Genomic DNA, 25,847 nt, shown 5'->3' with positions numbered 1-25,847 from the left:
TGTTGGTTCGGGCTGTCATGGAGCATTCGGTGCCGGTCCGCAAACGGATTGGAAACATGCCAAGAAACTTTTTGGGCCGGAAACCGGCCGCGATCGGGTCCTGCGCCGGACATGGAAGAAGCGGGGAAGATGTCTGTTCTTCCCCGCTTCCGCGAAACCATCTCCAATCATCAAGTTGCTCAGTGTTTCTTGATGTGGGTTACCTGCTCGGTCTCTGTCTCAGGTGCGTTCTTCGAGCGCTTCTCCGCGCGTCGCGCCTTGATCGACTTGCCTGCAGGCTTCTTGTGTTCGTGTCTATGTGGTGATTTGTCTGGCATCAATTACCTCTCACCCTGGGGTCGGGGATCACTTACGACCGCGGTTGGTCTCCCCACATAAAGACGATACTCCTGCGGTCGAGAGGATGCCAGCAATTTTTTCGACCCTTTCCGCCGGGGGCGCCGCCGGGCTTGGCCGGCCCGGGGCGATGCGCAACACCCTTTACCGCGGGGGCATCGGGCCATAGGCTCGGCACTATGCCGGTGATGATGAGAACCATCCAAACAGCAGTCCCGCCCACCATCCTGTACCAGGACAAGGCCCGTGACGTCTTTGGCGCCCAACCCGGCCTGACCCGGCTGGGCCAGCGCCTGATCAACACGTCGTTTGATTCGGCCCAAATATCGACCCGGCACACCGCGGTCACCGAGTTCACCACCGAAACGGTGGCCGAGAACCCGCTCTTCTTCGACGCCGACTCCGGGCTTTTGCTGCGGCCCAGCACCAGGGAACGCAACGAAGTCTTTGCGGCCACCGCCCCCGGGCTCTATATTGATTCGGCGCAAAAGGCCCTGGATGCCTGCGCCGATCTTGGACCGGGCGACATCACCCACGTGATCACGGTGTCCTGCACCGGCTTCTACAACCCCGGGCCCGACTACCAGCTGGTCAGGGCGCTGGGGTTGAGTCCGGCAACCCAGCGCTACCACCTGGGGTTCATGGGATGCTACGCCGCATTCCCGGCCCTGCGGGCCGCCAAGAGCTTTTGCGAGGCCGATCCGGAGGCCGTGGTGCTGGTCGTTTGCGCCGAATTGTGTTCCATCCACGTACGCAGCTCCAACGACCCCGACACCATCATGGGATCGGCGCTCTTTGCCGACGGGGCCGCCGCCGCCATTGTCACGGCCCGCCCCCACCCCGGGCCCGGCCTGCGGCTTGACCACTTCGAGACGGTGCTGACCCCGGTGGGCGAGGAGGCCATGGCCTGGAACATCGGCGACGAGGGGTTTGAAATGGTTCTGGGGACCTATGTCCCCCACATCATCGACGAACATATCGTCGGCGCCCTGGAACCGTTGCTGGCCCGCGACGACACCCTGGGCGCGGACTATGCGCAGATCCCGCACTGGGGCATCCACCCCGGGGGCAGGGCCATCCTTGACCGCGTGCAAAAACGCCTCGGGCTGGGGGACGGCCAATTGATGCCCGCGCGCCGGATCCTCAACGACTACGGGAACATGTCCAGCGCCACGGTGATGTTCGTGCTCAAGGACATCATGGACGAGCACCTCGGACGCGCATCAGCCACCGGCGAGCGCGTGTGTTCCATGGCCTTCGGCCCCGGCCTGACCGTCGAGACTTCCCTGATGACCCTGGTTTCCGGCCGGCGGGGCTGAGCGCGGCGGCCATGCAACGGGACATCGCGGCAGTCGAGCAGATGGACAGGCCCGATGCCGACCCCGTGCTGCTGGAGCGGACGTACGCGCAGTTCCCGCTGGTGAACCGCTGCGTGTCCGGCTGGCGGGACGTGTACCTGCACCTGGTGCGCCCCGCGCTGCCCCGCGGGCGGACCGCCACGATCCTGGACATCGGCTGCGGCGGCGGGGACATCGCCCTGGCGCTGCTGCGCTGGGCGCGGGCCGACGGCTACAAGGTCAAGGTGACGGGCATCGACCCGGACCCGCGTGCCCACGACTTCGCCTCCCGGGCCGGCGCGGCAGCCGGGTTCGGCCCCGGCGAGCTGGAATTCCGGCGGGCCGCAAGTGCCGACCTGGTGGCCGGGGGCGAGGTGTTCGACGTGGTCATCTCCAACCACGTCCTGCACCACCTGGACCCGCCCGCGCTTGCAGGCATTTTCGCCGACAGCCGGCGGCTGGCCCGCTCGCTGGCAATCCACAGCGACATCCGGCGCCGCAGCAGCGCGTTGCTGTTCTTCGGGCTGGCCACCCTGCCCTTGGCCGGCAGCTCGTTCATCAGGCGCGACGGGCTCACCTCCATCAGGCGCAGTTTCACCCGCGACGAACTCGCCCGGGTGCTGCCGCCCGGCTGGCATGCGCACGCCGCGGGGCTGTACCGCAACCTGGCCATCTGGCACGGGGAACATTCGGCGGACAGATGATCGACGTCGTCGTGGTCGGGGCCGGACCCAGCGGGATGGCACTGGCGATCCTGCTGCTGGAGGCCGGCCGCAGCGTGCGCGTGCTCGAGTCCCGCACCGCCATCGGGGAGCATTCGCGGGCCATCGGGATCCATCCTCCGGGACTTGCGGTCCTGGACCGCCTCGGCGTCGGCGCCGCGGCGCTCGAAGCCGGGGTGCCGATCACCCGCGGGGTGGGCATTTCCCGGGGGCGGGTGGTGGCGGAACTGGGGTTCGGTTCCATCCCCGCCGGGCACCGCTTCGTCCTGTCGCTGCCGCAAAACCAGACCGTCGCCCTGCTGCGCGAACGGCTGGAAGCCCTGGATCCCTCGGCGCTGCTGGTCGGCCACGAATTCACCGCGTTCGCCGCGCACCCGGGGTTCCACGACGTCGAGGCCGACGAAGCCGGCGGCGGGAGAACGCGGCTTCGGTGCCGCTTCGTCGTCGGGGCGGACGGCACCCGCTCGGCGGTGCGGCGGGCCGCCCGGCTCCCGTTCCGCGGCCGGGACCTGCCCGATCGCTACCTCATGGGCGACTACCCGGATCGCACCGGCCTCGGGCCGGTCGCGGTGTTGTTCCTGCACGGGCACGGGATCACCGAGTCGTTTCCGCTGCCGGGGAACCGGCGGCGCTGGGTCGCCCGGCTCCGGGACTCGGGGACCGCGTCCCTGCCCGAGCTCATCGCGCAGCGGACCGGCCACCGGGTGGAGGGAGGCGAAAACACCATGCTCAGCGAATTCGGGACGGCGAATTTTGCCGTGGGATCCATGAACCACCCGAACCTTCTCCTGATCGGCGATGCCGCCCACGAGGTCAGCCCCATCGGGGGCCAGGGCATGACGCTGGGCCTGCTCGACGCCGCCGAGCTGGCCCCGGTCCTGGATGCGGCGCTGGGCGGGAGGCTGCCCCGGGAGCGGATCGAGGAGCAGCTCGCCGGCGTCTCCCGCCGGCGGCTGGCCGCTGCCCGGCGCGCCGCCCGGCAGGCCCGGGTGAACATGGCGCTGGGCCGCCCCCTGGGTGGACCGGCGGCGGCCGCCCGGGATGCGCTGGCGCATGCGCTCTTTGCCTCCGACAGGTTCTCCGCCGCCGTCGCGGCCACGTTCACCATGACCGGCCCGGGAAGCGGAGGGTGGCCGGCCGGGGAAGGCCCCGGATGAAAAACGCGCGGGGCGCGGGGAAGGAAGATTCCTTCCCCGCGCCCCGCGCGGGGTTCCCGCGTCTGGCCCGGGCTATCCGTTGAAGGCGAACCGGGTCTGCAGCCGCTCGGCGGTGCGGTCGGGGTTCAGCAACAGGACGCAGATGACGCCCACGACGATGAGGTAGATCCCGATCATGGAGAACGAGGAGTTCATGCCCTGGGCCAGCAACGAGGCCATTTCGACGCTGTCGCGCACGCCCTTGGGCCCGGGCACGTACCCGGCGCGGTCCATGAGCGATCCGACCATGGCCGGGGCGATGACGCCGCCGACCGAGGCCAGCCCGGTCAGCGTGGCCATGATGGCCGCGCGCTGCTTGGAGGCGACGCAGAACGCGATGGCGGTGGGGGCCAGTGGGTAGATCATCGCCAATCCGGCACCGAGGGTCAGCGCCGTCACCGCGGCATAGCCGTGCAGGTGCGGCAGCACGGTGAAGCAGATGCCCGAGGCCAGCAGGGACGCGCCGAACAGGGCGCCCATGGCCCAGCGCACCGTGACGCCGCGGCGCATCAGGTACCGCGAGGTGTATCCCAGCACCAGCAGCGCCAGCGCCCCGATGACCCACGGGAAGGTCGAGACCAGCCCGATCATCTCGGGCGAGAGGGCAACCACCGAGCCGAGGTACTTCGGCGACCAGGTGGTCAGGAAGCCCTGGGCCCAGAAGCAGCCGGCGCCGGCCAGGACCGCGGCCAGGAACATCCTCGAGCCCAGCACCCGGCGGATGGGGACGAGCTTGAGGAGGTCGGCACGTTCGGTGATGCTTGCGCTTGGCTTTCCGGCGGCCGGCTGCTCCCGGGGCGCCGCTGCCTCCACCGGCTCCGCCTCCGCGGCGGCCCTTTTCCCGGTGGTGTGGCTGTAGGGTCCGTCGCGCCCGACGAGGAACCAGACAACGCTCCAGAGCAGGCCCACGATGCCGAGGAACCCGAAGGCCCAACGCCAGCCGAGTGCCGGGTGGGCGATGATGCCGGCCAGGATGGGGGCAGCGATGATGGGTCCGAGCGTGGAGCCAATGGCAATGATGCTGGAGGGGAAGCCGCGCTCCTTGGCCGGAAACCAGCCGTGGACGTGCTGCAGGGAAATGGGGGTTGCCGGGCCCTCGGCCCCGCCGAGCAGGATGCGGGTGACCAGGAGGACCGCGGCGCCGCCCCCGAACAGCATCGGGAACTGCAGCACGGCCCAGCTGATGCCCATGGTCAGCAGGATCCAGCGGGTGGAGACCTTGCCGGCAAGGAAGCCCACGGCCACCGCGGCGATGGCAAAGAGGAAGAAGAATGCGCTGCCGATGAGTCCGAACTGGCCCGCGGTGAGGCCGAGTTCCTTGATGGCCGAGTCGGCAACGAGGCCCAGCACCGCCTTGTCAGCGAAGTTGATGATCTGGAAGACGACCAGCAGGGACGTGACAATCCATGCCCGGCGATTCATTTTCCCGTATTTGACGGCCGCACGAAGGGTGTGCGGCTGGACGTGCTCCGAGGTGCTCATGCGCCTGCTCCGATGCTTTCAAGTCCTGCGGTTTCAACACTATTGGTTCCGGGATCCCGGGGGAAGAAGACGTCGTTGTCCTCGGCAATGTGCACGGTGCCGGCGAAGTCCCGGCGGACCGCCTCGTCCATTGCCGCCAGGTCGGCGGTGCCCGGGGTGTTGGGAACGATGTGGTGGAGCACCAGCGCCTTGACCCCGGCCGCGGCGGCGACCTTGCCCACGTCGGCAAAGGGCGTGTGCGATTCGCGCAGGTGGACCTCGATCCCCTCGCGGGTGGGACCATCGGGGAAGGTCGCCAGGATGGAGGGCAGGTCGATGACCTCGTGCAGCAGCAGGTCGGCGCCCCGGGCGAGCCGGATGCAGTTTTCCGAGTATGCGGTGTCCCCCGAGATCACGACCGAGCCGTGGCGCGAGTCGATGCGGAACCCGAAGGCCGGGAAGCACAGCCGGTGGTCGACCAGGATGGCCGAAACGACCACGAGCTCGTCGCGGTAGATCTCGAACGGCTCCATCACCGGGTGCCTGTTGGCCACCGGGTCGGCACCCGCGGCCGCGGGGATCTCGATGTCGTGCCCGCGCACCCATTCATGCGGCTCCCCGCGCCCCTCGTCGGCCATGCGGATGGCGATGTCGGAGGCGAAGACCGTATCGAGCAGGGCGTCGACGATCTCGGTGGTCGAGGTCATTTCGCGTTTGCCCACGCGGGCGTCGATGTCGCGGGCGTGGTCCGCATCGAGTGCCGGGATGCGGGCGGGCTTGCCGGGGCCGAAGACCTCGATCGGCGCGGCGAAGGACTCGCCGGGCACCTGCCAGCCGGTGACCAGGAAGGAACCCAGGTCGTAGATGTGGTCGGAGTGGTGGTGGGTGAGGAAGATGCCGCGCAGCTGTCCCCACTCGCAGTGCGACCGGTAATTGCGGATGCTGCCCATCCCGGCATCGAAGACGTAGGTGGCATCGTCGACCCGGACCGCGGTGCTGGTGCCGGCTCTCGAACTTGAGACGATCGGCCCACCTCCCGTTCCCAGGGTATGCACACTCATGCCGCTAAATTTCTTGGTACTCACGCTGGCGCCTCGCTTCATTGTGAAGGGCTGTCGGTTCTTGCCCGGTTTGGTGATTGGTTCAAGCACGCCGCATGTTGGCCTCGCAGCAGCGCACGCCCCCAAGCGTGATCCACATCATATGCACCAGAACTTGCGATCGCAATACCTATTGCATACCAAGGGGTTTCTCTGCCATGCTGGGTCCACCAAGGAAGCACACGACAAGGAGCTGCAATGGAAATCCAACAGGGCCAGGAAATCATTCTCGGCGATCTGCCCAAGGGCATCACCCTGGCCAGCGAGGCCATGGGAAACAAGACCTGGAACGTGCTGGGCCACACCTATCTGTCCAAGGTCGAAAGCTCTTCCTCGTTCGCCTGGCTCTCCCTGGATCCGGCCGGCACCGGGGTGCCCCCGCATGTGCACCCGACCCAGGACGAGCACATCTTCATCATGGAGGGCGTCTACACCCTCTACCTCGACGGCGAGTGGACCACCGCCGGACCGGGTGACACCGTGCGCATGCCCATGGGCCTGCCCCACGCCTACTACAACAAGCACGAGACACCCGGAAAGTCCCTCTTCTGGGTCAGCCCGTCGGGACAGCTCTCCACGCTCTTCGACGAGCTGCACAACGTCTCCGATCCGGAGGAAGTCGTCCGGCTTTCGGCCCTGCGCGACGTCAACTTCCTGCCGCCGGGAGCCGTCCCCGGGGCCTAGCCACCGCTAAAGTCGAGGGCAGTGTTGGCCGCTTCGGCGGCTCGCACTGCCCATCCATCGTTCCCGCCAAGGAGCCAACGCCATGACCAGCACCGCCCCGTTGTCCGGGATCCTGTCCTACGGCCCCGACGAGGCCCAGCACCTCGTGCTTTCCCGCCCCGCGCCCGGCACGGAACCGCGCGGCATCGCCGCGCTGGTCCACGGGGGCTATTGGCGCTCGCACCTCACCGCTTCGCTGATGGAACCGCTCGCCGCATCGCTGCGCGCCGAGGGGTGGATCACCGCCAACATCGAATACCGGCGCGGGGCCGGCGGCCCGTGGCCCGACCCGCTCCGGGACACCGCGGCGGCGCTGGGCAGCCTCAATGCCATGATGCGAAGGGAAAGCATCCCGGGGCCACTGGTCTCGGTGGGCCATTCGGTGGGCGGGCAGCTGGCGTTGCTCACCGCCCGGCTGGCCAACGGCGTCGTGGCACTGGCCCCGGTCACCGACGTGAAACGAACCTACCTGGAGGACCTGGGAGACGGGGCGGCGGCCGAATATTTCGGCACGTCCCCCGCCCAGGCACCGGAGACCTACGAGGCTGCATCCCCCGTCCGGCAACCGCTGGGCGCCACGCCGACGTTGATCCTGCACGGGGTCAATGACAACCGCGTGCCGATCGGGCATTCACGATCCTTCATGGCCACCGCGCAGTCGCAGGGCTCACCGGTCCGGCTGCGCGAATTCGCCGCGCTGGGCCACCTCGAGGCCATCGACCCCTCAGCCGTTCACTGGGCCGGGGCGCTGTCCTGGATGGCCAACGCATTCGGGCCCGAACCCCGCGCACCCAGGAGCGAAAGCGCATAGGTCCTGGCCACGGGGGCAAGCAGCGCGTCAAGGGCCCAGAACGCATGCTTGGCCGCAGGCGCCTTCCAGCCGTCCGGAAGGAATTCCAACGGCAGGTTCGGGTCCCGATAGGGGAAACGGCGCCAGAGCGTGAGCATGGGGACGTAGAAGGCGAAGGCCTCCCCGGCAAGCTCGCCGGCGGGCTCCATGGCCCCGCCGGCCGCTGAAAGCCGTGCTGACCATTGGGCCTCGGCGGTTCCATAGAGGGCAAGGAAGTCGCGGTACTGCTCGTCGAGCTCCTGCAGGTCCCACCACAGCGGGATCTTGGCCCTGATGTCTTCCTGGCTCAGGTAGTCGGCGCTGAAGTACTCGACGTAGCGGTCAAGCCCCCGGTCCTTGAGCCGCGCCATGGCCTGCGGGAGGACATTGCTCGGGGCGATGGCGACGCCGGCGCCCACCGCGCCGAAGCCCAGGCTGTTCAGTTCCGTCCGCAACTCGTACCGGCGGTTGCGCTGGGCTTCGGGCACGGAAAATATGACCAACGACCAGGGATCGTTGGGGTGCGACCGTTCCGGGGCATAGATGCGCTGGTCGCCCTCTTCAAAGGCATCGAGCACTCCCGCCGAAAGGCTGTAGCTGGCGGCGCGGGTGTCAGGGCGGCTGACCAGCACCCCGTTGCGCTTGAGCCGGGACACCGTCGAGCGCACTGCCGGCGGCTCGATCCCCAAGGCGCCGAGCATGTCAACCAGCACGGCCACCGGGAAGGTACCGTCCGCCGCGCGGCCATAGAGCCCGAAGAGGGTGACGATCAGCTGCTGGTGCTGCAGCTTGGACGGCCGTGTTTCCATGCCTGTGCGGACCCGCTTCATCTAGAGTTCCTCGTTGACACATCCATCCTAGGCTCACCTGGGTGCGCCACCTGGCCAGGTGACAGCTGGACGACGCCGGGCGGGTCGCCGGCCCGCAGGAGGCGAGGAGCGCAATTTCCGCGTCCAGGCCGGCGGCTTCACGAATGGATGCCAGTTGGCTATCCCCACGGGACGGTATTTTAGGTAGCTTTGGGACATCGGATGTTCCGCAAGCAGGACCGGCCGATCCCCGAATCGAGGAGGAGACCATGCAGGCACCACGCCCGACGCCTCCCTCCGCGCGGTTCATTCCTGCGGTCCAGACCGTCACCGAACGCTCCGGGGTCACCGTGGAGGTGCGGCACCACAACCAGATCCTGTTCTGGGCAGTGGTTCGCACCGTCTCGTTCCAGGTCGTCGGGCAACGATGCGGCGTCCTGCCCGTTCACGAATCCGGGCACCGGCTCGGTGTCCTGCTGTCCCACCTCGACAAGGCCATTCGCGCGGTGCGCTGCAACGCGTCGGAATCCGTGTACTGCGACAACGTGTTGCTCGAGGGACATATCCGTTTGCCCGAGGCGCTGGGGCAGCTGGGGTTCGAGGTCTCGGAACAGTTCCGGCCCCTTGCCGGGGCGCGGGCCGCCATGGCCCTGCTCCAGGATCGCATCGAGGATTTCTACTCCGAGCTGACGATCACCACCGATGCCTCGCGAAGTTGGCACAGCCCGCTGATGGGCCATGGCTGGGTCCTGGATTACGGGCGGGGTACGCCGCCCACAATCAACGCCTTCGCTGCCACCGGCAAGGAAATCCTGCAGGGCGAACTCAACTCCATTTACTACGCGCTGCTGGATGCCAGCAGGTACCGCGAGGAGCTGTTCGCCGGGAAGGTCAGGTTCCGCATTCGCTCGGACTCGCTCATGGCCATTGACCTGCTCAACAATCCCATGAGCCATGCACGGACCAGGTCCACCGAGGCCAGGTCGATAGTGCACAAGATCCATGAGCTGCTCTCCCGCTCCACGGTGCGCTATGACTGGGTCAAGGCGCATTCGGGTGATCCCATGAATGAGCTGGCCGACAGGTTGGCATTGGTGGCCAGGCGATGCTCGGCCGCGAACATTTCCTCGGGCGAACGGCAGCGCCTGCTGCTGCAGATCGCCGACGAGGGCGTCGATCTGGGCAAGGTGCTGCCCTTGCGCACCGGGCGGTTCTTTCAAGCCCAATAGCATGGCCCGATGGAGCCAGACAGCCGATTCAGCCTAGTTCCATGACCTGCAGTTGTCCGGGTGCTGCGGGCCGGGCTAGCGCCAACGGAGGCGCGTGTCCGAGTTGCTGGTCTTGCAGGTGTAGCTCTTGCCGTTCGTTCTGCCAATGCCTGTCGCTCCCTTGTCGGCCTTCGCGCAGTATGAACCGGGCGATACCTGTTTGGGTCTGGGCGCGGAGGACGTCGGCTTCTTGGTTTGCGCGGCGGGAGTCTTGGCCAGAGACTTGACGGGAGCCACTGCGGCGGCCTTTTGCTTCGGGCACGTCGTGAGCACGCGCTTCATCGCGTTCTTTTCGGCCGCCGTCACCGACAGTGCGTACTTTTTCTTGACGCTGATCTGCGTGGCCACGTACTGGCAGCGAAACGCCTTGTTGGTCGGCAGCCATTCGGCGGCGTTGGAATCACCCTTGGAACGGTTGGCCGAAGCCTGTGAGGCCATGAGGTTCAACGGGTCGTTGGCCAGGCCCTGGCGCTGTTTCTGGGACAGCTGCTGGCCGCCGGAAACCCAGGCATTCTTCAGCGCCACCACATGGTCAATGTCAACGGATCCGCTGTTCACCTTCCACTTGATTCGGGTCCCGGTGTACGCGTCGGCCAAGACGCCGGAGGCAAGTTGGCATTTCTTCGCGTCCTTGTACTTCACGGCCGACAAGTCGCGTTTGAGCGTGTCCTGGCGCTCGTCGCACTTGTTTCCGTTGAAGTCCTTCCAGCCATTCCCGAACTTTTTGTTCCGGTCGTAGCCGGTGGCCGGCGCCTTGCCCTTGACAGGCAGGGAGTTCAGGACCGACACCGCTCCGGGTCCATTGAGTTTGGCACCGGGCGCGACCTTCGCGCTGCCAACGGACGCCGAGGCGTCGCTCGACCACAGGGGGCTGTCGCCGGTGGACGGTGCTATGCCGGCCTGCGTGCCGGGATCCGCCACCAACGCCCCGGTCACGATCAGGACCGAGACAACAAGGGAAATCAGATGCTTCAAAACGCTCTTTCAGGATGAATCGACAAGGCAAAACGCCGAAGTCACATAGAAACACGAGTGGCCCACAGTTTGCCTGCGCGCCACACACGTCACATCCACGACCCTGAGCCATTTCGGGCCTGAATCGCGACGGGCGCTCAGGATGTTGCGTACCTGTCTAGCGCCAGCGCAGGCGGGGGTCGGAACCGGTCTTGCAAGTGTAGATCTTGCCGTTCTTCTTGCCGATGCCCTTCTTGCCCTTGTCCGCCTTGGCGCAGAAGGCACCTGGTGAGACCTTTTTGGGCGCGGCCGTCGACCATGCCTTCTTGATGACCAGGGTTTGTGTCTTGGACGTCGAGAGCTTCTTTTTGCCGACCTTGTAGTTCACCTGGGTCGTCACCTTGTAGGTCCCGGCCTTCAGCGCGACCGACGCTTTGTTCTTGGCAACGGTCTTCTTCCCCTGCTTAACGGTCAATACCTTTGAGGTGACCTTGACCCCCCTGGCCGCCTTGACCGACGGCTTGATGGTGGCCTTGTTCGACCCTTTGACCGTCTTGTTGGCGATCTTGTTGATCGTGATTGCCGGCGCCTTCTTGGCGGCAACGACAGCGATCGCCTGGGCCGGTGCCACAGGCGCGGCTGCTGCCACGGCAGCCCCGGAAAACGCGATCGAAGCAGCCGCAGCCAAGGCGGTGAGTGTACGAGTAAATGCCTTCATGTGTCCCCCATTGTCCGAATGGCACCCCTGGCCATCCACGTCATTCATGTCCAACTTCCCATCAAACCACAGATCAGGACACAAAACGCGGAATCTCACGCGGTTGGCCACCAACTGGCGAGCCGAGCACAGAGACCCGGACGCAGCCGACGTCTCGCTCGCACTCGTTCACAACGATGGACACGGGCAGGTCGTTTCATCTTTGCGGGATTGGACCCGGGAAGGCGTTCCCGGCAGCGGTTCGACCAGAGTCAGGGAACAAGGCCGCAGACGGACCAATCATGGCGTGGCATAGTGGGTCGCAGCCGAACCGGAAGGCAGCCCCGTGCCGTATCAATTCCAAGTAACTTTTGATTGCCGTGACATCGAAACAATGACGCATTTTTGGGCGACGGCCCTCAACTACAGCCTGCAGGAGCCTCCCGAAGGATTCTCAAGCTGGGCGGATTTCGCCGTGGACCAAGGAATCCCGGAATCCCAATGGCGCGGCGCGGTCACCGACCCCGAAGGCAAGGGGCCCCGGTTGTACTTCCAGCCGGTGCCCGAAGGAAAGACGGCAAAGAACCGGGTGCACTTGGACATCAATGTCAGCGAGGGGGCCGCGACGATGGAGGAAGGGCGCGCGGAAGCCCAAGCCCACGTTGACCGCTGCGTCAAAGCCGGCGCAACGGTCACCGGCGTGTTCGAAGGAAACAACGACTGGCACATCGTGATGGCCGACCCGGAAGGCAACGAGTTCTGCATCCAGTGACCGTGGCCGCTCAAGGCGACGTCCTTGACCCGTTCGCCCTAAAACGTAGCCATGGAGATTCCGGCCCGTTTCGCTCCGTACGGCCTCGGCAATTCACCATGCAGGGCGTGAGGGTCCTCTTGGCGGTCCTTCATGTCGCCCGGTTGGGGGCAAGGGGCCACCGCAGTTCAGACGCAGCATGATTTCACTACCTTGACGCTCGTCGAGAAAATGATACGCTTTTTCCATGGCCTGCCCACACGCACAGACACCCGAGGGTGCACGCGAAATCGAAGACACCGTCCGCACCGACTTCAGCAACGCGATGTCCTACGGCAGCTACCTGGACCTCGAGCGCCTGCTGTCCGCGCAGCACCCGGTCAGCGTTCCGGAACACCACGATGAAATGCTGTTCATCATCCAGCACCAGACCAGCGAACTCTGGCTGAAGCTGATGCTGCACGAACTGGTCGAATCGCGTCGACTGATGGACAACGACGAAATCGGGAAGTCACTGAAGTGCCTGGCCCGCGTCAAGCACATCCAAAAGACCCTCACCGAGCAGTGGTCGGTCCTGGCAACACTGACCCCGCGCGAGTATGCCCAATTCCGCGGGTCCCTTGGCTCCTCCTCCGGGTTCCAGTCGTACCAGTACCGCGCCGTCGAATTCATCCTGGGCAACAAGCACCAGGGCATGCTCGAGGTCTTCGAATCCGATCCGGGGGCCCACGAACTTCTCACCAAGCTCCTGCACGAGCCGACCGTTTACGATGCATTCCTTCGCGCCCTGGCCCGTTCGGGCTATGCCGTCCCCCAGGAAATCCTGGATCGCGACGTCACCCAACCCTGGGTCTTCCAGGCCGCGCTGGTCCCCATCTACAAGGACATCTACGAATCCGACGACACCACCTGGAGCCTCTACCAGGCATGCGAGGATCTTGTGGATCTTGAGGACAACTTCCAGGCGTGGCGGTTCCGCCACATGCGCGTGGTGCAGCGCACCATCGGCTTCAAGAAGGGCACCGGCGGTTCGTCCGGCGTGGACTTCCTCAAGCGCGCCCTGGATCTTACGTTCTTCCCGGAGTTGTTCGCCGTGCGCACCGAGATCGGCAAGTAGCACCCGCGCATGCTTTCGGAACTAGACGACCTCGACGCCCGCCCCGGCAGCACCACCTCCCTGGTCCGCACCATCGTGGGCCTGTACCTGCGCGAGCTGGGCGGCTGGATCTCCTCGGCGCACCTGCTTGCACTGATGGACGCGCTGGGCACTTCCCCGCAGGTGACCCGGACGGCAATTTCCCGACTGAAGAAAAAGGGGATCCTCGAGCAGCGGGCGCGGGAGGACGTTTCGGGACTCGGCCTCTCGGCCACCGGCGAACGCATCCTGGCACGGGGAGACCGACGCATCTTCGAACCGCGGGCCATGGGAACCCAGGATGCATGGTGCCTGCTCTCCTACTCCATCCCGGAGGCCGAACGCGAGCGCCGGCACCAGCTGCGCAAGTACCTGCAGGGCATCGGCGGCGGCCTGGTGGCACCAGGCCTCTGGATTTTCCCCGACTACCTGCGGGCGGAGGTCTGGGAGATCCTGCGCGTGCTGGGCCTGGAGGACCACGCGACGATCTTTGTCTCCAATCTCCTGGAGTCCACCGGAACACCGCGGGCCTCGGCCGCCGCGTGGTGGGACCTGGACTCCCTGGCCGCGCTGCACCACACATTCCTCGAACAGAACAAGGCCGTGGCCGGAGCCGGAAGCGCCGGCCGCGCCGAAAGCTTCGCCACCTATGTGCGGGCCATCGATTCCTGGCGGACCATCCCCTACCTTGACCCCGGGCTGCCGGAAAACTGCCTGCCCGCGAACTGGCCCGGCCACCACAGCGCCGAATTGTTCCTGCGCATCCAGGCAAGCCATGCAGGCGCGGCACGAGATTATGTGGCCTCGCTGACCGGCGTCGAGTAGGTCCGCCGGGCAGCCTACGGTGGACCGGGAAAAATCCCCCAGATCGTGCCGCTTCACCCCTTGACTCCCGGCGGTTACCGGAGCATCGTAGTAATCAACCGAAAGGTTGATCAAGAATTGAGTTGAATACATGTCCTTTGGCGAGCAAGACCTCAACAGGGCCTTCTTGGCCCTCGCGGACCCGACGCGCCGGCAGATCATCGCCCGGCTGTCCACCGGGCCTGCAACCGTCAACGAACTCGCCGAACCGTTCAAGATGTCCATCCAGGGCATCTCGAAGCACATTCAGGTACTCGAGCAGGCGCATTTGGTGACTCGCACACGCGAGGCGCAGCGCCGGCCGGTCCACCTGAATCCTGCACTTCTCACGGAGCTGACCGGTTGGATCGACAAATATCGGCTGTTGGCCGAGCAGAAATACAACCGCTTGGATGCCGTGCTCAAAGACCGGTCCGCGCACAGCGGATGACTCCACGAAAGTCCCATCATGAGCAACCCCCTGAACCTCAGCATTCCCGAAGGAACCCCGTTCATTGATTTCACCCGGGAATTCGATTTCCCCGTCTCCGCCATGTTCGAGGCGCACCGCGACCCTGCCCTGCTGGCCCAATGGCTTGGGCCGTACGGCATGGAAATGGATATCGACACCTACGATTTCAGCAGCGGAGGATCCTACAAGTACACCCATTCCAACGAGTCCGGCACCTACGGGTTCACCGGCGTCTTCCACACCATCCGCGAAAACGAGATCGCCATCCAGACGTTTGAATACGACGGCCAGCCCGACGTTGTCGCCATGGACTACATGCGTTTCGAGGCGCTGGAGGGCGACCGTTGCCGATTGGTGGGCCACTCGGTCTACCCGACCATCGAAGCCCGGGACGGCATGGCCGCCTCGGGCATGGAAGACGGCATCACCCAGGGCTACGAGCGGCTGGACACGCTGCTGGCGGCGCGGTAATTTCGCGGCAACGGGGCTTGGGACCTTCCGACCGGATCCCGAACGGCACCGCCTCGCTGCCTGCGGGCCATTCATTGGAGGGTCCTGACCCGAAGACACCACGGGACCACTGGAACGACGTCCGAATCGGAGTCTCCGTGAACGGATGGCTGCCGGAAATTTAATGGAATATTTAGGGAATAGATATTCAATTATTTAGCCATTAATGCAGAACAATAAAAGTGCTTATGTACTCAATATCATGTCGCTCGATTTGACTATTTTCTCGACCTCTGTTGTCATGGAGAGAGAACCAGCCCACCCACATGGGGCCGAACGCTGGTTCATTCGGAACCGCAATGACCGCTATCTGCAGGTCTTCTTCCATTATTGCGGCGCCTCTCCCTTGGCGGGGATCGAGGCCCGGGAGCAAGTGACATGGCGGCGCTTGAAGCGCCGAACCTCGTAATCGGAAGAGGGTTTCGCCTCGTCTGCTGGTTGCATATCCCGTTGCTGCCCCTAGTTGGAGCGGTCCCGAATTGCCGTTAGCCACTGGTAGTTTATTCGGCCCCGGAATGAGGAGAAAAGCATGAGTTTGCGAGTCGGAATCATTGGAGCAGGACCCAGCGGAATGGCGCAGCTGCGGGCGTTCGAGGCAGCCCGCACCAAGGGCGCGGACATGCCCGAAATTGTTTGCTTTGAGAAGCAGTCCGACTGGGGCGGCCAATGGAACTACAGCTGGCACACGGGGATGGACGGATCCGGCGAAACTGCCCACTCCTCCATGTACCGCCATCTTTGGTCCAATGGGCCCAAGGAATGCCTGGAGTTCTCCGACTACACCTTCGACGAGCACTTCGGCCGGCCGATCTCGTCGTTCCCGCCGCGCGAGGTCCTTTTCGACTACATTTCGGGCCGCGTCGAGAAATCCGACGTCCGCAAGTACATCCGTTTCAACACCGCGGTCCGCTGGGTCAACTACGACGAGGCAACCGAGGAGTTCACGCTCTTCAGCCAGGACGTGAAGACCGGGGAATCCAAGACCTACGTTTTCGACAAGCTGGTCGTCTCCACCGGCCACTTCTCAACGCCGAACGTCCCGGACTTCGAGGGAATAAATTCGTTCCCCGGCGAGGTCCTGCACGCCCACGATTTCCGCGGCGCCGAGCGCTTTGGCGGCAAGCGCCTGCTGATGATCGGCTCCTCCTACTCCGCAGAGGACATCGGCATGCAGGCGCACAAGATGGGCGCCGCATCCGTCACCTTGAGCTACCGCAGCGGCCCCATGGGCTTCGATTGGCCCTCGACCACCGTCGAGCGCCCGCTGGTCACCCGCTTCGAGGATTCCACCGCGCACTTCGCCGACGGAACGACCGGCGAGTTCGACGCGGTCGTCATGTGCACCGGATACCTGCACAAGTACCCGTTCCTGCCTTCGGACCTCGCGGTGAACTCCCCGAACGTCCTGTACCCGGGCAACCTCTACAAGGGCGTCGTATGGCAGCAGAACACCAACCTGTTCTACCTGGGCGCGCAGGACCAGTACTACACCTTCAACATGTTCGATGCACAGGCCTGGTTTGCCCGCGACGTCATGACCGGCAAAGTCCAGCTGCCTTCCGCCACGGACCGGGCCGCCGACATCCAGTCCTGGCTTGACGCGCAGGCCGCCCTGACAAACCATGATGCCGAAGCCGACTTCCAGACCGAGTACGTCCGGGAGCTGATCAAGGCAACCGATTACCCGGAATTCGACCTCGACGCTGTAAGCACCCTCTTCAAGGACTGGATGCGCCACAAGTCGGAGGATATCCTGGGCTACCGCGACAAGGCCCACCGCTCGGCGATCACCGGAACCATGGCCGAGGTCCACCACACCCGCTGGATCAACGCCATGGACGATTCGCTCGAGCGCTACCTCAACGGCCCGTCCCAGGACATGAACACCGATGCCATCGCAACAATCCAGGCCATGGAAGTCCTCACGGACCGGCCATAGGCGGCCTGTCCGGCTCGCCCGCTCCAAAGCGCAGGTCCCGTTCGCCCATCTCGAGGATGGGCGAGCGGGACCTGCGCCGTTAAGGGGGCTAGAAGCGGGGATACCGGAGGACCGGCGCCGGTTTGAACCGTTCCACTTGCATTCACGGGCCACCCGGCGTTCAATACCTTGTACATCTATGTATAGGAGGCATCGTGCGCATCGACAAGGACCTTGTCGCCGCATCGGCGACCCCGCTGGTGCTGGGGATCCTGGAATCAGGCGAACTGCACGGTTACGCCATCATCAAGCGGGTGAGCGAGCTCTCCGGCGGGGACATGCAGTGGACCGACGGAATGCTCTACCCGCTGCTGCATCGGCTGGAGCGGGTAGGCTACCTGCGATCGGACTGGGGCATCTCCGAGGCAGGCCGGCGACGCAAGCAGTACTCCATCACCGAGGCCGGCCGCGAAGCCCTGGCCGAGCGGCACGGGCAGTGGACCGTCGTCGCCGAGGCGCTGCGGCAGGTGTGGCACACCGCGCAGCGCCCACCCGCAGCGGAAGCAGGGTGGGCGTAGTGGAGGCGCATTCAGGGCTCGAGGCCCAGATCGGCCAATGGCGCGGGTACGTTGCCCGGCGCCGGGCCATCTCCCCCGCGGATCTCGATGAGCTCGAGGACCACCTGCGCGAGCAGATCGCCGATCGGCGGGCCGGCGGGCTCGACGACGAGGAGGCCTTCCTGGTGGCGATCAAGCGCATGGGCAACCTTGATGCGGTCTCACGCGAATTCGCGCGGGAGCATTCCGAGCGGCTGTGGAAGCAGCTCGTCCTGCTGCCGGACAGTGCTCCGGACACCGGCTCCACTCCCTGGCGGGAGCTTGCCGTGGTCCTGTCCCTGGCCGTCTGCGCAGGGCTGGCGCTCAAGGCGGGATTCACCTGGCTGGGCGAGGACGACGTTTTGGTGCGCAACCTCGGCCTGCTGGTCCTCCCGTTCGTGGGCGCGTATTTCGCCTGGAAGCGGCGGATCACCGCGCGTACGGTGATTGCCTTGCTCGCTCCCTTCGCCTTGCTGGCCCTGGTGATCAACGTCTACCCCTTTGCGCCCGGCGGCTCCACCTTGATCCTCGCAGCGCTGCACGCCCCGGTGATCCTGTGGCTGCTGGCGGGGGTGGCCTACGTCGGCGGGCGATGGCGCTCAGATGGCAGGCGCATGGACTTCGTGAGGTTCACCGGAGAATTCGCCATCTACTTCACGCTGCTGGGGCTCGGCGGCGCCGTGCTCATCGGGCTCACCTTCGCCGTGCTCCAGCTGGTCGGCCTCGACCTGGAACCGGTGCTGGAGGATTGGATCCTGCCCTTCGCCGTCCCGGGGGCACTCGTGGTTGCCGCGTGGCTGGTCGAGGCCAAACAGGACGTCATCGAGAACATCGCGCCGGTGCTGACGCGTGTCTTCACGCCCCTGACCATTGCCATGTTGCTGGCCATGCTGGTCGTGCTCACCACCGCCGGAGGGCTGGTCGACGTCGACCGCGACCTGCTCATCCTCATGGACGCGATCCTCGTGCTGGTGCTGTGCCTCTTGCTCTACTCGCTGTCCGCCCGCGATCCGCTCTCGCCGCCGGGATTCTTCGATGCCCTGCAGCTGGTCCTCGTTGGCGCGGCATTGGCCGTGGATGCGGTGATGCTGGCGGCAATGCTGGCCAGGATCGCGGAGTTCGGGTTCAGCGCGAACAAGGTCGCGGCGCTCGGACTGAACCTGCTGTTGCTGGTGCACCTGGCGCGGGCCGCCTGGCTATCCGCGGGTTTCCTGCGCGGCAGGCGCGAGTTCTCGGCGCTCGAGCGCTGGCAGACGCGTTACCTGCCGGTCTACGGCGCGTGGGCAGCCGTCGTGGTGCTGGTTTTCCCGCCGGTGTTTGCATTCGCCTAGTCCGGCGGGGTCTCTGGATCGGACAAGGTCCGGCGGACACGCGAAAGGACTGCTCCGCAGCCACTTGGGGGTTGGTTGCGGAACAGCCCTCCTGGCCGTTCGTCCGCTCTTGCGAGGGACCGGTCTACTTGGTCGGCAAGTCCAGCGACTGTCCGACAAAAATGAGGTCTGCGCTGGGCACGACGTCCTGGTTCAGGGAGTACAGGTCCTGCCAGCTGTTCAGGCCCTGGGCCTGGGCGATCTTGAACAGGGTGTCCCCGGCCTTCACCGTGTAGTCCTTGCCCGAGTCCTTGACGTTGACGCTGATGGCCGGTGCCTTGGCCTCCGGGGCAGCCGCGCGCTTGCCGCTGGAGGCATAGCTCTTGGCGGGGACCGACTTGGTCTTATAGGTCTTGGTGGAAGACGACTTGTAGCTCGACTCGTTCGACTTCTGCACGGTTTCCTTCTTCGGGGCGGACTCGTAGGTCTTGGCTACGGAGCCCTTGCCGCCGGAAAGTCCCAGCTTGGCCGAGCAGGCGGGCCATGCGCCCCAGCCCTGGGCGGCCTTCACGCGCTCTGCAACGCGGATCTGCTCGGACTTCGATGCGTTGTCGGCGCTTCCGCTGCCGCCGAAGGCGCTCCAGGTCGAGCCAGAGAACTGCAGGCCGCCCTTGTAGCCGTTGCCGGTGTTGATCGACCAGTTTCCGCCGGACTCGCACTGTGCCAGTGCGTCCCAGGTGCTGGTGCTGGCTGCGGATGCAGGTGCCACCGACATTGCCATGGTGCCCCCGGCCAGGGCCAGTGCGGCAACGGTTGCTGCGCCGCGACGAACGTTCTTGCTCTTGGTATTTTGCTGGATCATGTTTCTCCAGTGCCATCCTCCGCATAGGTCGTCCAGGACCATCTTGGCGGCGTTGTCCGGCGTCGCAATCGACGTTCGAGTGGCTACCGCCGCAATGGACAACGAGGGATACTCGGCGGTAGGGGTGACGCCTTCACAACACGCTGTTATAAAAACGTTACTCAAAGACCGTACGGCACCACCCCGGGGCCACGTCAAGCCGGGGACCCAACCGGAACACATATGCACTAGTCAGAGCACATAAAAAAGTTAATCACGCGGCAAAAAGCGCCCCGAAGGCCGCGATGGCCGCCAGGGCGCTGTTACCAAAACGATATTATTGGTGGCTGACTAGTGCGGATTCGAGAACACGGGGAAGATCCCTGACGCCGTCCAACACCCAGCTGTGCGGGTGTTGTTCAAGGTCCTCGCGGCGCAGCGCCCCGGTGAGGACCCCCAGCCCATTCACGCCTGCGTTGTGTGCCGCCAGAAGGTCGACCACCGTGTCGCCGCCGGCCACGACGCCGCGCACATCGCGCACGCCGGTGGCTTCCATGACCCTGTGGATCATGTACGGTGCGGGCCGGCCCGCGGCGACCTCGTCGCTGGTGACCACGGCATCGAGCAACTGGCCCTCGCCAATCCCCCAGCCCAGGGTTTCAAGAATCGGTGCCGCAACATCGCGAGAAAAACCCGTAGTCAGGCCGACCTTGATGCCGCTGGCCTTGAGCTGGCGCAAGGCATCCTCCACGCCCGGAAGGGCGACCGGCGGGTTGGCCTCGTAGCGCTCCGCCAAAAGGGCGCGGAAGCGGTCGAACTGCCGGGCCACCAGTTCCGGGTCCGCCGTGATTCCGCCGAGTTCCATCAAGGCGGCAATGGCCTCGGTCTTGTCCGCCCCCATCCAGGTTTGCAGGTCGGCGGCATCCACGCTGGCTCCGGTGTCCGTGACCGAATCCTCGAGGGCACGGTAGACGATTCCGTGCTCATCGACGGTGGTTCCCGCCATGTCCAACACGACAAGATCAATCATTTTTGCTCCTTTGGTTGTTTGTTCGATTCTCACGCGACCTGCGGGATGCGTGCCATGGCCGCCTTGGACTGCCGGGTGTTCTCAATGACGAAGTTCGCCAGATGCGGCAGGTAGCGGTCATCCGAACACTCAAGAATCCGTCCGTCTCGGCCGTAGGTCAGCCGGCGCTCGCGCAGCAGCGGCGAGCCCGCGGCAACTTCCAGCAGGGACGCATCCGTCTCGTCGGCAGCGACGGCATCGATGACATGCCGGCCCCGGCTGAGGTCCACACCCAGGGAAGTCAGGTAACCGAAGATCGACCCGCTGTCCGTGTCAAAGTCGAACAGCGCCTTGCCCACCTCCGCGGTGAAGTTGCTGCGTTCCACCATGGTCGGGGCCCCGTCCAACAGGCGCAGTCGCAGGACCTGGATGACCGGTTCGCCCGGCTGAAGGGACATTTTTCCCGCCAGCTCCTCGCCCGCCGGGCGCCGCGCGACCTCCAGCGTCCGCTGCCCGGGTTCCATGCCCAGGGAATGGGCCCATTCGGTAAAGGACATGAACGTGCCAAACGACTGGGAAGGGACGGGGCGGGCGACCACCGGGGGTTTTCCGCGGCCGCCGGAGATCAGGCCCTCGCCGCGCAGGCTCGCCAGGGCCTGGCGGACGGTTCCACGGGAAACACCGTGCTGCGAGCAAAGCTCCGCCTCGCTGGGCAGCGGGCTGCCTTCGTTCCACTCGCCGGAGGAAATCCGTTCGCGGAACAAGTCGCTGAGACGCTGGTGGATGGGTTCATCGAATGTTGGGGGCACGTACTTGAGCATATAAGTGGATCCTGCGGCATTTCGGGAATTTGGGTGAACCACAAATGAACAGGTCATGACGGGAACCATCGCCAAATGAACCATGGGTGAACTTGTCTGGACAAGTGCCGTTCCAGCTTGAAAACGCGACCGGTGAGCGGCAAACATCAATGCCGTGAACAACTTCGAAACGAATTCCGAGGCCACCGCAGAACCGGTGGCAACCACCGATCTCCTGGTCGTCGGCGCAGGCATCATCGGCCTGGCCCATGCCGCGCTCGCCCAACAAGCGGGCTTGAGCGTCACCGTCATCGAACGCGACCACCGTGCGGTGGGCGCCTCGATCCGGAACTTCGGCCACGCCTGCATCACCGCCCAGCATGGCGAGATCTACGACATGGCGCAGGCCGGCCGCAGGCACTGGCTGGATTTCGCCGCCAAGGCGGGGTTCTGGGCCATCGAGTCAGGGGCCCTGGTGGTTGCCTCCACCGAGACCGAGCTCCAGGTGCTGCGCGAATTCTCCGCATCCCGTCCCGAGGGGCAGGTTGGCGTGCTCGGCGCCGAGGAAGTCCGGGCGCGGCTGGGGCGCGAGAACACCGATGGCATCCGCGGCGGCGCCTTTCTCGCCGACGACCTGCGCGTGGACCCCCGCACCACCGTGGGCAGCCTGGCAACCTGGCTCAACGGCCAGGACGATGCGGCGGTCCACTTCAACACCACGGCACTGGGTTTCGGGGCCGGCACCGGTCGCAAGGCACGGGTGGAAACAAGCCGCGGCGCCTACGAGGCGGACCAGGTCTTCATCTGCGTCGGCCACGACGTGGACCACCTGTTCCCGGCCCTTGCCGCCGAACACCGGATCACCCGTTGTGCCCTGCAGATGGCCTCGGCCCCCGCCCCGGAAAGCACCACCATCGTTCCCGCGGTGCTCACCGCTACCTCGATGCTGCGCTACGACGCCTTCACCCGCATGCCCTCGGCACCGGCGCTGCGCGCCGAGGTCGAAGCCGCAAGCCCCGAGCTGCTGGAAATCGGCGCCAACGTGATGTTCACCCAGCGGCCCGACGGCACCCTGCTCCTCGGGGACTCGCATTCCTACGACCTGGCCCAGCCGCCCTTCCTCGCCGAGAACACCACCGACCGGCTGCTGCGGGCCGCGGCGCGGGTGCTGGATGTCGATTCCCTTGCCGTGGCCGAACGCTGGCAGGGCATCTATGCCTCCTCGGACGTCGCCCCCGTGCTGGTCCGCGACATCGCCGAGGCCATCACGCTGGTGTCCGTGACCAGCGGCATCGGCATGACCCTCTCCTTCGGCCTGGCCGAGGCCAACCTCGCCGCACGGCCCCTGACCACCGCCACCACCACCCGCTAAGGAACCTCCACCCATGAAAATCCCGCGCACCCTCGCCCTGTCCCTGGCGGCCGTTGCCGCTTTCACCCTCGCCGGATGTTCCACCGCGCAGGCCCCGGCCAACGCCGAGACCAACGGTTTCTGCCCCGACGGGGAACTGAAGTTCGGCATCGAGCCCTTCGAGGACCCCTCCAAGCTCGAACCCGCCTACCAGGTGCTCGCGGCCTCGCTGGGCCAAAAGCTCGACTGCAAGGTCGAGGTCCAGGTGGTCGAGGACTACGCCGCCGAGGTGCTTTCGATGCGCAACGGCAAGCTCGACATTGGCCAGTTCGGCCCCATGGGCTACGTCTTCGCCTCCACCAAGGCCAACGCCGAGCCGCTGGTCTCCTTCGGCACCGCCGACGGGAAGCTCTCCACCTACACCGCCGGCATCTGGGTTCCGAAGGACTCGGCGATCAAGGACCTGGCCGACCTGCGCGGCAAGGACCTCGCCCTGGGCTCGGTCGGCTCCACCAGCGGGGACGTGCTGCCCCGCTTGGGCCTGAAAAAGGCCGGCATCGCCGAGGACGAGCTGAACATGAACTATGCCGGCGGCCACCCCGAGGCCTTGCTGGCCCTGACCAAGGGCACCGTCGATGCGGCCCAGATCAACTCGCAGACCCTGGCCAGCGCCATCGATTCGGGCAACTTCGATCCGGCCGGATTCCGCCAGGTCTGGAAGAGCGAGGCCATTCCGAACGACCCCATCACGGTCTCCGCCGACGCCGACCCGGCCTTCAAGACCGCGGTGAAGGACGCGCTGCTGAACCTCGCCCCGGCGGATATCGAGGCCGTGGGCAAGTTCCTCGACGTCACCCCCGCCGGTCCCCTGATCCCCGTCACCAAGGAAACCTACAACCCGCTCTTCGACCTCGCCGACACCATGGGCCTGACCGAAAAGGACATCTGATGACGACGCTACGGCTGCCGGATCGTGCACCGCATCCGGCCCCGCCGGCCGGCGGGGAAATCATGCAGGTGCGGAACCTGACCAAGTCATTTGGCGGGCGCACCGTCCTGGACGGGGTCGACTTTACCCTCTCCCGCGGCTCCGTGGTGGCGTTCCTGGGCGCCAATGGTTCGGGCAAGTCCACCACGCTCAAGTGCGTCATGGGCCTGGAGACCCCCGAGTCCGGATCCATCACGCTGGAGGGCACCGATCTCTCCACGCTGCGCGGCACGGAACTGGTCAGGGCTCGCTCCGGCGTGGCCATGGTGTTCCAGAAGATCCATCTGGTCCCGCGGCGCACGGCACTGGAAAACGTGTGCGCCGGCGCCCTGGGCCGGCTGCGCGGCCCGGCCTCCGTGAGCCCGATGTTCTTCTCCCGCGAGCTGAAGGAGGAAGCAATGGCGGCCTTGGCCCGCGTCGGCATGGCCGACCGCGCCCACGAAAAGGCAGGCAGGCTTTCCGGAGGACAGGCACAACGCGTGGCGGTTGCCCGCGCCCTGTGCCAGCGCGCCAGCGTGCTGCTGGCCGACGAGCCGGTCTCCGCGCTCGACCCGCGCGCGGCCGAGGAAGTCATGGCCCTGCTGGCCGAACTCGCCCACGCGGAAAACCTGGCGGTGGCCGCCGTCCTGCACCAGCCGGACCTGGCGCTGCGCCACGCGGACACCGTCATCGGGCTGGTGGATGGCCGCATCGAATACTCCGGGGACATCTCCGGGCTCGATGCCTCCATGCAGGCCCGCCTCTACACCCCGAATCGAGCAGCCGCATGAGCACGCCCGTCCCCACCCTCTCGGTTCCCCCGGTTCCCCGCGCCGGGTGGCGGATCGCCTCGATCCTCGCGGCCATCGCTGTCTTCATCGTGCTGCACGTCTTCGCGCTGCGCGGCACCGACTTCGAGGTGTCGGCACTTGTCACCGGCGCCGAGGGCATGGCCTCCTTCCTGGCCGACGCGTTCCCGCCGGACCTTGACTGGGAATCGGTCCTGGCCCCGGCGCTGAAGGCGACCACCGTGACGCTGTGGATCGGGCTGCTGGGCACCACCCTGTCCATCCCGACCGCATTGTTGCTGGCGGTGTTTGCCTCGCGAACCACCACCCCGCACCGGGTCGTGTACCAGCTCTCCCGCGCCATCCTTTCCTTCTTCAGGGCGGTGCCCGACATCGTCTTCGCACTGATCTTCGTCACCGCCGTGGGGCTTGGCCCCTTTGCCGGAGTGCTCGCGTTGATCTGCCACAACACCGGGGTCATGGGAAAGTTGTGGGCGGAGTCGATGGAGGAAACCGATGCCGGCCCCCAGCAGGCGTTGGCCACCGCGGGGGCCTCGCGCCTCCAGCAGGTCACCCATGCAGCACTGCCCATGGCCCTGGGCCAGTTCGTGGGCCTGCTGCTCTACCGCTTCGACGTGAACGTGCGCTCCTCGCTGGTCCTGGGCCTGGTCGGCGCCGGCGGCATCGGTTTGCTGATCAACCAGTCCATCAAGTCGTTCCGCTTCGACGCGATGGCCACCCAGATCGTGGTGGTCCTGGTGCTGATCATCCTTGTCGACCAGCTCTCCTCGTTCATCCGGCGCAGGCTCGAGGTCTAGGAGGTATTTCCCCGCGTCGGCCGGTGTGGACGATCGGAGGGGCGCATGCTTGTGATTCCGGCGGGTCGAATGAGGCAGAACCCGCAAGCCATGGGGGCACGCCGCGCATCCAGCGGCTTTGGCCTCGGTGCAGGAGAAAACCGGCCTCAACGAAAGGTCACATGATGCACCGCAATACCTTCGCACCGGAACACAACGAATTCGATCGGCATCCGGAGCGCTTCTGGCGGCCGAATCCGTTCAGTGCCATGATCTGTGTATCGACGAAAATCTGAATGTGGCGATCGGGCCACTCCAGCGATCACC

At 65.7% G+C, this 25,847-nt stretch carries 27 protein-coding genes; 19 read left to right on the top strand and 8 right to left on the bottom strand.

What is annotated here, in order from left to right; translation table 11 throughout:
* The first annotated feature begins 515 nt into the window (after nt 1–515).
* Genes KRR55_RS07855 through KRR55_RS07845 form a run of 3 tightly spaced genes read left to right on the top strand, consistent with a single transcriptional unit; the run spans nt 516 to nt 3,552 of the window.
* Nucleotides 516–1,655: a type III polyketide synthase gene (locus KRR55_RS07855; protein ID WP_217388524.1), complete on the top strand. Its 1,140-nt coding sequence runs from the start codon at nt 516–518 to the stop codon at nt 1,653–1,655.
* Nucleotides 1,656–1,666: 11 nt separating this feature from the next.
* Nucleotides 1,667–2,377, top strand: coding sequence for a methyltransferase domain-containing protein (locus KRR55_RS07850; RefSeq protein WP_217388523.1), 711 nt, complete (start codon nt 1,667–1,669; stop codon nt 2,375–2,377).
* Complete coding sequence (locus KRR55_RS07845; RefSeq protein ID WP_217388522.1) at nt 2,374–3,552, top strand: FAD-dependent oxidoreductase; 1,179 nt, start codon at nt 2,374–2,376, stop codon at nt 3,550–3,552. The genes KRR55_RS07850 and KRR55_RS07845 overlap by 4 nt, the downstream gene beginning before the upstream one ends.
* A 72-nt stretch (nt 3,553–3,624) precedes the next feature.
* Here the strand turns inward: KRR55_RS07845 and KRR55_RS07840 are convergent, their stop codons facing one another.
* On the bottom strand, nt 3,625–5,073 hold the full coding sequence (locus KRR55_RS07840) for an MFS transporter (protein ID WP_217388521.1): 1,449 nt from the start codon (nt 5,071–5,073) through the stop codon (nt 3,625–3,627).
* Nucleotides 5,070–6,113, bottom strand: coding sequence for an MBL fold metallo-hydrolase (locus KRR55_RS07835; RefSeq protein WP_217388520.1), 1,044 nt, complete (start codon nt 6,111–6,113; stop codon nt 5,070–5,072). The genes KRR55_RS07840 and KRR55_RS07835 overlap by 4 nt, the downstream gene beginning before the upstream one ends.
* 237 nt (nt 6,114–6,350) lie before the next feature.
* Between KRR55_RS07835 and KRR55_RS07830 the strand changes: the two genes are divergently transcribed.
* Nucleotides 6,351–6,836 carry a cupin domain-containing protein gene (locus KRR55_RS07830; RefSeq protein WP_217388519.1) on the top strand — a complete coding sequence of 162 codons (486 nt, stop codon included), beginning with the start codon at nt 6,351–6,353 and terminating at the stop codon, nt 6,834–6,836.
* 82 nt (nt 6,837–6,918) lie between these two features.
* Complete coding sequence (locus KRR55_RS07825) at nt 6,919–7,686, top strand: alpha/beta hydrolase family protein (RefSeq protein ID WP_217388518.1); 768 nt, start codon at nt 6,919–6,921, stop codon at nt 7,684–7,686.
* On the opposite strand, the gene KRR55_RS07820 is transcribed toward KRR55_RS07825, so the two are convergent.
* The gene (locus KRR55_RS07820; RefSeq protein ID WP_254455960.1) at nt 7,608–8,534 is read right to left on the bottom strand and encodes a PaaX family transcriptional regulator; all 927 of its coding nucleotides are present in this window, start codon (nt 8,532–8,534) and stop codon (nt 7,608–7,610) included. The two genes, KRR55_RS07825 and KRR55_RS07820, sit on opposite strands and share 79 nt — an antisense overlap.
* Before the next feature lie 248 nt (nt 8,535–8,782).
* Between KRR55_RS07820 and KRR55_RS07815 the strand changes: the two genes are divergently transcribed.
* Complete coding sequence (locus KRR55_RS07815; RefSeq protein WP_217388517.1) at nt 8,783–9,742, top strand: ribonuclease HI; 960 nt, start codon at nt 8,783–8,785, stop codon at nt 9,740–9,742.
* Nucleotides 9,743–9,817: 75 nt separating this feature from the next.
* Here the strand turns inward: KRR55_RS07815 and KRR55_RS07810 are convergent, their stop codons facing one another.
* Both KRR55_RS07810 and KRR55_RS07805 read right to left on the bottom strand, forming a co-directional pair.
* Nucleotides 9,818–10,756 (bottom strand): HNH endonuclease family protein, encoded by a 939-nt coding sequence (locus tag KRR55_RS07810; protein WP_217388516.1) that lies wholly within the window; start codon nt 10,754–10,756, stop codon nt 9,818–9,820.
* A 157-nt stretch (nt 10,757–10,913) separates the two neighbouring features.
* Nucleotides 10,914–11,501: a hypothetical protein gene (locus KRR55_RS07805; protein WP_217388515.1), complete on the bottom strand. Its 588-nt coding sequence runs from the start codon at nt 11,499–11,501 to the stop codon at nt 10,914–10,916.
* 277 nt (nt 11,502–11,778) lie between these two features.
* Here KRR55_RS07805 and KRR55_RS07800 point away from each other — a divergent pair, with 277 nt between their 5' ends.
* From KRR55_RS07800 to KRR55_RS07760, 9 genes are all read left to right on the top strand, one after another.
* Entirely contained in the window at nt 11,779–12,204 is a 426-nt protein-coding gene (locus tag KRR55_RS07800) for a VOC family protein (RefSeq protein WP_217388514.1), read from the top strand.
* A 226-nt stretch (nt 12,205–12,430) separates the two neighbouring features.
* Nucleotides 12,431–13,300, top strand: coding sequence for a tryptophan 2,3-dioxygenase (gene kynA / locus KRR55_RS07795; RefSeq protein ID WP_217388513.1), 870 nt, complete (start codon nt 12,431–12,433; stop codon nt 13,298–13,300).
* 9 nt (nt 13,301–13,309) lie between these two features.
* Nucleotides 13,310–14,143 (top strand): PaaX family transcriptional regulator, encoded by an 834-nt coding sequence (locus KRR55_RS07790; protein ID WP_217388512.1) that lies wholly within the window; start codon nt 13,310–13,312, stop codon nt 14,141–14,143.
* 130 nt (nt 14,144–14,273) lie between these two features.
* Nucleotides 14,274–14,612 carry an ArsR/SmtB family transcription factor gene (locus KRR55_RS07785; RefSeq protein WP_217388511.1) on the top strand — a complete coding sequence of 113 codons (339 nt, stop codon included), beginning with the start codon at nt 14,274–14,276 and terminating at the stop codon, nt 14,610–14,612.
* An 18-nt stretch (nt 14,613–14,630) separates the two neighbouring features.
* The gene (locus KRR55_RS07780) at nt 14,631–15,104 is read left to right on the top strand and encodes an SRPBCC family protein (protein WP_217388510.1); all 474 of its coding nucleotides are present in this window, start codon (nt 14,631–14,633) and stop codon (nt 15,102–15,104) included.
* Nucleotides 15,105–15,309: 205 nt separating this feature from the next.
* Nucleotides 15,310–15,552 carry a hypothetical protein gene (locus KRR55_RS07775; protein WP_217388509.1) on the top strand — a complete coding sequence of 81 codons (243 nt, stop codon included), beginning with the start codon at nt 15,310–15,312 and terminating at the stop codon, nt 15,550–15,552.
* A gap of 120 nt (nt 15,553–15,672) precedes the next feature.
* On the top strand, nt 15,673–17,082 hold the full coding sequence (locus KRR55_RS07770; RefSeq protein WP_217388508.1) for an NAD(P)-binding domain-containing protein: 1,410 nt from the start codon (nt 15,673–15,675) through the stop codon (nt 17,080–17,082).
* Nucleotides 17,083–17,276: 194 nt separating this feature from the next.
* Nucleotides 17,277–17,639: a PadR family transcriptional regulator gene (locus tag KRR55_RS07765; RefSeq protein WP_217388507.1), complete on the top strand. Its 363-nt coding sequence runs from the start codon at nt 17,277–17,279 to the stop codon at nt 17,637–17,639.
* Nucleotides 17,639–18,988, top strand: coding sequence for a permease prefix domain 1-containing protein (locus KRR55_RS07760; protein WP_336245063.1), 1,350 nt, complete (start codon nt 17,639–17,641; stop codon nt 18,986–18,988). The genes KRR55_RS07765 and KRR55_RS07760 overlap by 1 nt, the downstream gene beginning before the upstream one ends.
* Before the next feature lie 124 nt (nt 18,989–19,112).
* Here KRR55_RS07760 and KRR55_RS07755 read toward each other — a convergent pair whose 3' ends face one another.
* From KRR55_RS07755 to KRR55_RS07745, 3 genes are all read right to left on the bottom strand, one after another.
* Nucleotides 19,113–19,829 carry a LysM peptidoglycan-binding domain-containing protein gene (locus KRR55_RS07755; RefSeq protein WP_217388505.1) on the bottom strand — a complete coding sequence of 239 codons (717 nt, stop codon included), beginning with the start codon at nt 19,827–19,829 and terminating at the stop codon, nt 19,113–19,115.
* A gap of 316 nt (nt 19,830–20,145) precedes the next feature.
* Nucleotides 20,146–20,838, bottom strand: coding sequence for a phosphonatase-like hydrolase (locus KRR55_RS07750; RefSeq protein ID WP_217388504.1), 693 nt, complete (start codon nt 20,836–20,838; stop codon nt 20,146–20,148).
* Nucleotides 20,839–20,867: 29 nt separating this feature from the next.
* Complete coding sequence (locus tag KRR55_RS07745) at nt 20,868–21,626, bottom strand: GntR family transcriptional regulator (protein ID WP_336245062.1); 759 nt, start codon at nt 21,624–21,626, stop codon at nt 20,868–20,870.
* A 166-nt stretch (nt 21,627–21,792) separates the two neighbouring features.
* On the opposite strand from KRR55_RS07745, the gene KRR55_RS07740 reads away from it, so the two are divergent.
* The 4 genes from KRR55_RS07740 to phnE are packed head-to-tail and all read left to right on the top strand — an operon-like array spanning nt 21,793 to nt 25,541.
* Nucleotides 21,793–22,989: a TIGR03364 family FAD-dependent oxidoreductase gene (locus KRR55_RS07740; protein WP_217388502.1), complete on the top strand. Its 1,197-nt coding sequence runs from the start codon at nt 21,793–21,795 to the stop codon at nt 22,987–22,989.
* A 13-nt stretch (nt 22,990–23,002) separates the two neighbouring features.
* On the top strand, nt 23,003–23,917 hold the full coding sequence (locus tag KRR55_RS07735) for a phosphate/phosphite/phosphonate ABC transporter substrate-binding protein (protein WP_217388501.1): 915 nt from the start codon (nt 23,003–23,005) through the stop codon (nt 23,915–23,917).
* Nucleotides 23,917–24,726: a phosphonate ABC transporter ATP-binding protein gene (locus tag KRR55_RS07730; RefSeq protein WP_217388500.1), complete on the top strand. Its 810-nt coding sequence runs from the start codon at nt 23,917–23,919 to the stop codon at nt 24,724–24,726. The genes KRR55_RS07735 and KRR55_RS07730 overlap by 1 nt, the downstream gene beginning before the upstream one ends.
* Nucleotides 24,723–25,541: a phosphonate ABC transporter, permease protein PhnE gene (phnE, locus tag KRR55_RS07725; RefSeq protein ID WP_217388499.1), complete on the top strand. Its 819-nt coding sequence runs from the start codon at nt 24,723–24,725 to the stop codon at nt 25,539–25,541. Before KRR55_RS07730 ends, phnE begins: the two co-directional genes overlap by 4 nt.
* The last annotated feature ends 306 nt before the right edge of the window (nt 25,542–25,847 follow it).

The organism is Paeniglutamicibacter quisquiliarum, from assembly GCF_019084045.1.
GTDB lineage: Bacteria > Actinomycetota > Actinomycetes > Actinomycetales > Micrococcaceae > Paeniglutamicibacter > Paeniglutamicibacter quisquiliarum.
Note: the sequence above shows the minus strand (reverse complement) of the source record. Positions and strands in the feature narration are given on the sequence as shown.

Bases quoted from the DNA above. Each gene is read 5' to 3' on its own strand.
- KRR55_RS07855 (WP_217388524.1), top strand. From the start codon at position 516: ATGCCGGTGATGATGAGAACCATCCAAACAGCAGTCCCGCCCACCATC.
- KRR55_RS07815 (WP_217388517.1), top strand. From the start codon at position 8,783: ATGCAGGCACCACGCCCGACGCCTCCCTCCGCGCGGTTCATTCCTGCG.
- KRR55_RS07775 (WP_217388509.1), top strand. From the start codon at position 15,310: ATGCAGAACAATAAAAGTGCTTATGTACTCAATATCATGTCGCTCGAT.
- KRR55_RS07755 (WP_217388505.1), bottom strand. From the start codon at position 19,829: ATGATCCAGCAAAATACCAAGAGCAAGAACGTTCGTCGCGGCGCAGCA.
- KRR55_RS07805 (WP_217388515.1), bottom strand. From the start codon at position 11,501: ATGAATGACGTGGATGGCCAGGGGTGCCATTCGGACAATGGGGGACAC.
- KRR55_RS07820 (WP_254455960.1), bottom strand. From the start codon at position 8,534: ATGAAGCGGGTCCGCACAGGCATGGAAACACGGCCGTCCAAGCTGCAG.
- KRR55_RS07825 (WP_217388518.1), top strand. From the start codon at position 6,919: ATGACCAGCACCGCCCCGTTGTCCGGGATCCTGTCCTACGGCCCCGAC.
- KRR55_RS07850 (WP_217388523.1), top strand. From the start codon at position 1,667: ATGCAACGGGACATCGCGGCAGTCGAGCAGATGGACAGGCCCGATGCC.
- KRR55_RS07780 (WP_217388510.1), top strand. From the start codon at position 14,631: ATGAGCAACCCCCTGAACCTCAGCATTCCCGAAGGAACCCCGTTCATT.
- KRR55_RS07845 (WP_217388522.1), top strand. From the start codon at position 2,374: ATGATCGACGTCGTCGTGGTCGGGGCCGGACCCAGCGGGATGGCACTG.
- KRR55_RS07785 (WP_217388511.1), top strand. From the start codon at position 14,274: ATGTCCTTTGGCGAGCAAGACCTCAACAGGGCCTTCTTGGCCCTCGCG.
- KRR55_RS07770 (WP_217388508.1), top strand. From the start codon at position 15,673: ATGAGTTTGCGAGTCGGAATCATTGGAGCAGGACCCAGCGGAATGGCG.
- KRR55_RS07830 (WP_217388519.1), top strand. From the start codon at position 6,351: ATGGAAATCCAACAGGGCCAGGAAATCATTCTCGGCGATCTGCCCAAG.
- KRR55_RS07835 (WP_217388520.1), bottom strand. From the start codon at position 6,113: ATGAGTGTGCATACCCTGGGAACGGGAGGTGGGCCGATCGTCTCAAGT.
- KRR55_RS07730 (WP_217388500.1), top strand. From the start codon at position 23,917: ATGACGACGCTACGGCTGCCGGATCGTGCACCGCATCCGGCCCCGCCG.
- KRR55_RS07735 (WP_217388501.1), top strand. From the start codon at position 23,003: ATGAAAATCCCGCGCACCCTCGCCCTGTCCCTGGCGGCCGTTGCCGCT.
- KRR55_RS07790 (WP_217388512.1), top strand. From the start codon at position 13,310: ATGCTTTCGGAACTAGACGACCTCGACGCCCGCCCCGGCAGCACCACC.
- KRR55_RS07750 (WP_217388504.1), bottom strand. From the start codon at position 20,838: ATGATTGATCTTGTCGTGTTGGACATGGCGGGAACCACCGTCGATGAG.
- phnE (WP_217388499.1), top strand. From the start codon at position 24,723: ATGAGCACGCCCGTCCCCACCCTCTCGGTTCCCCCGGTTCCCCGCGCC.
- KRR55_RS07840 (WP_217388521.1), bottom strand. From the start codon at position 5,073: ATGAGCACCTCGGAGCACGTCCAGCCGCACACCCTTCGTGCGGCCGTC.
- kynA (WP_217388513.1), top strand. From the start codon at position 12,431: ATGGCCTGCCCACACGCACAGACACCCGAGGGTGCACGCGAAATCGAA.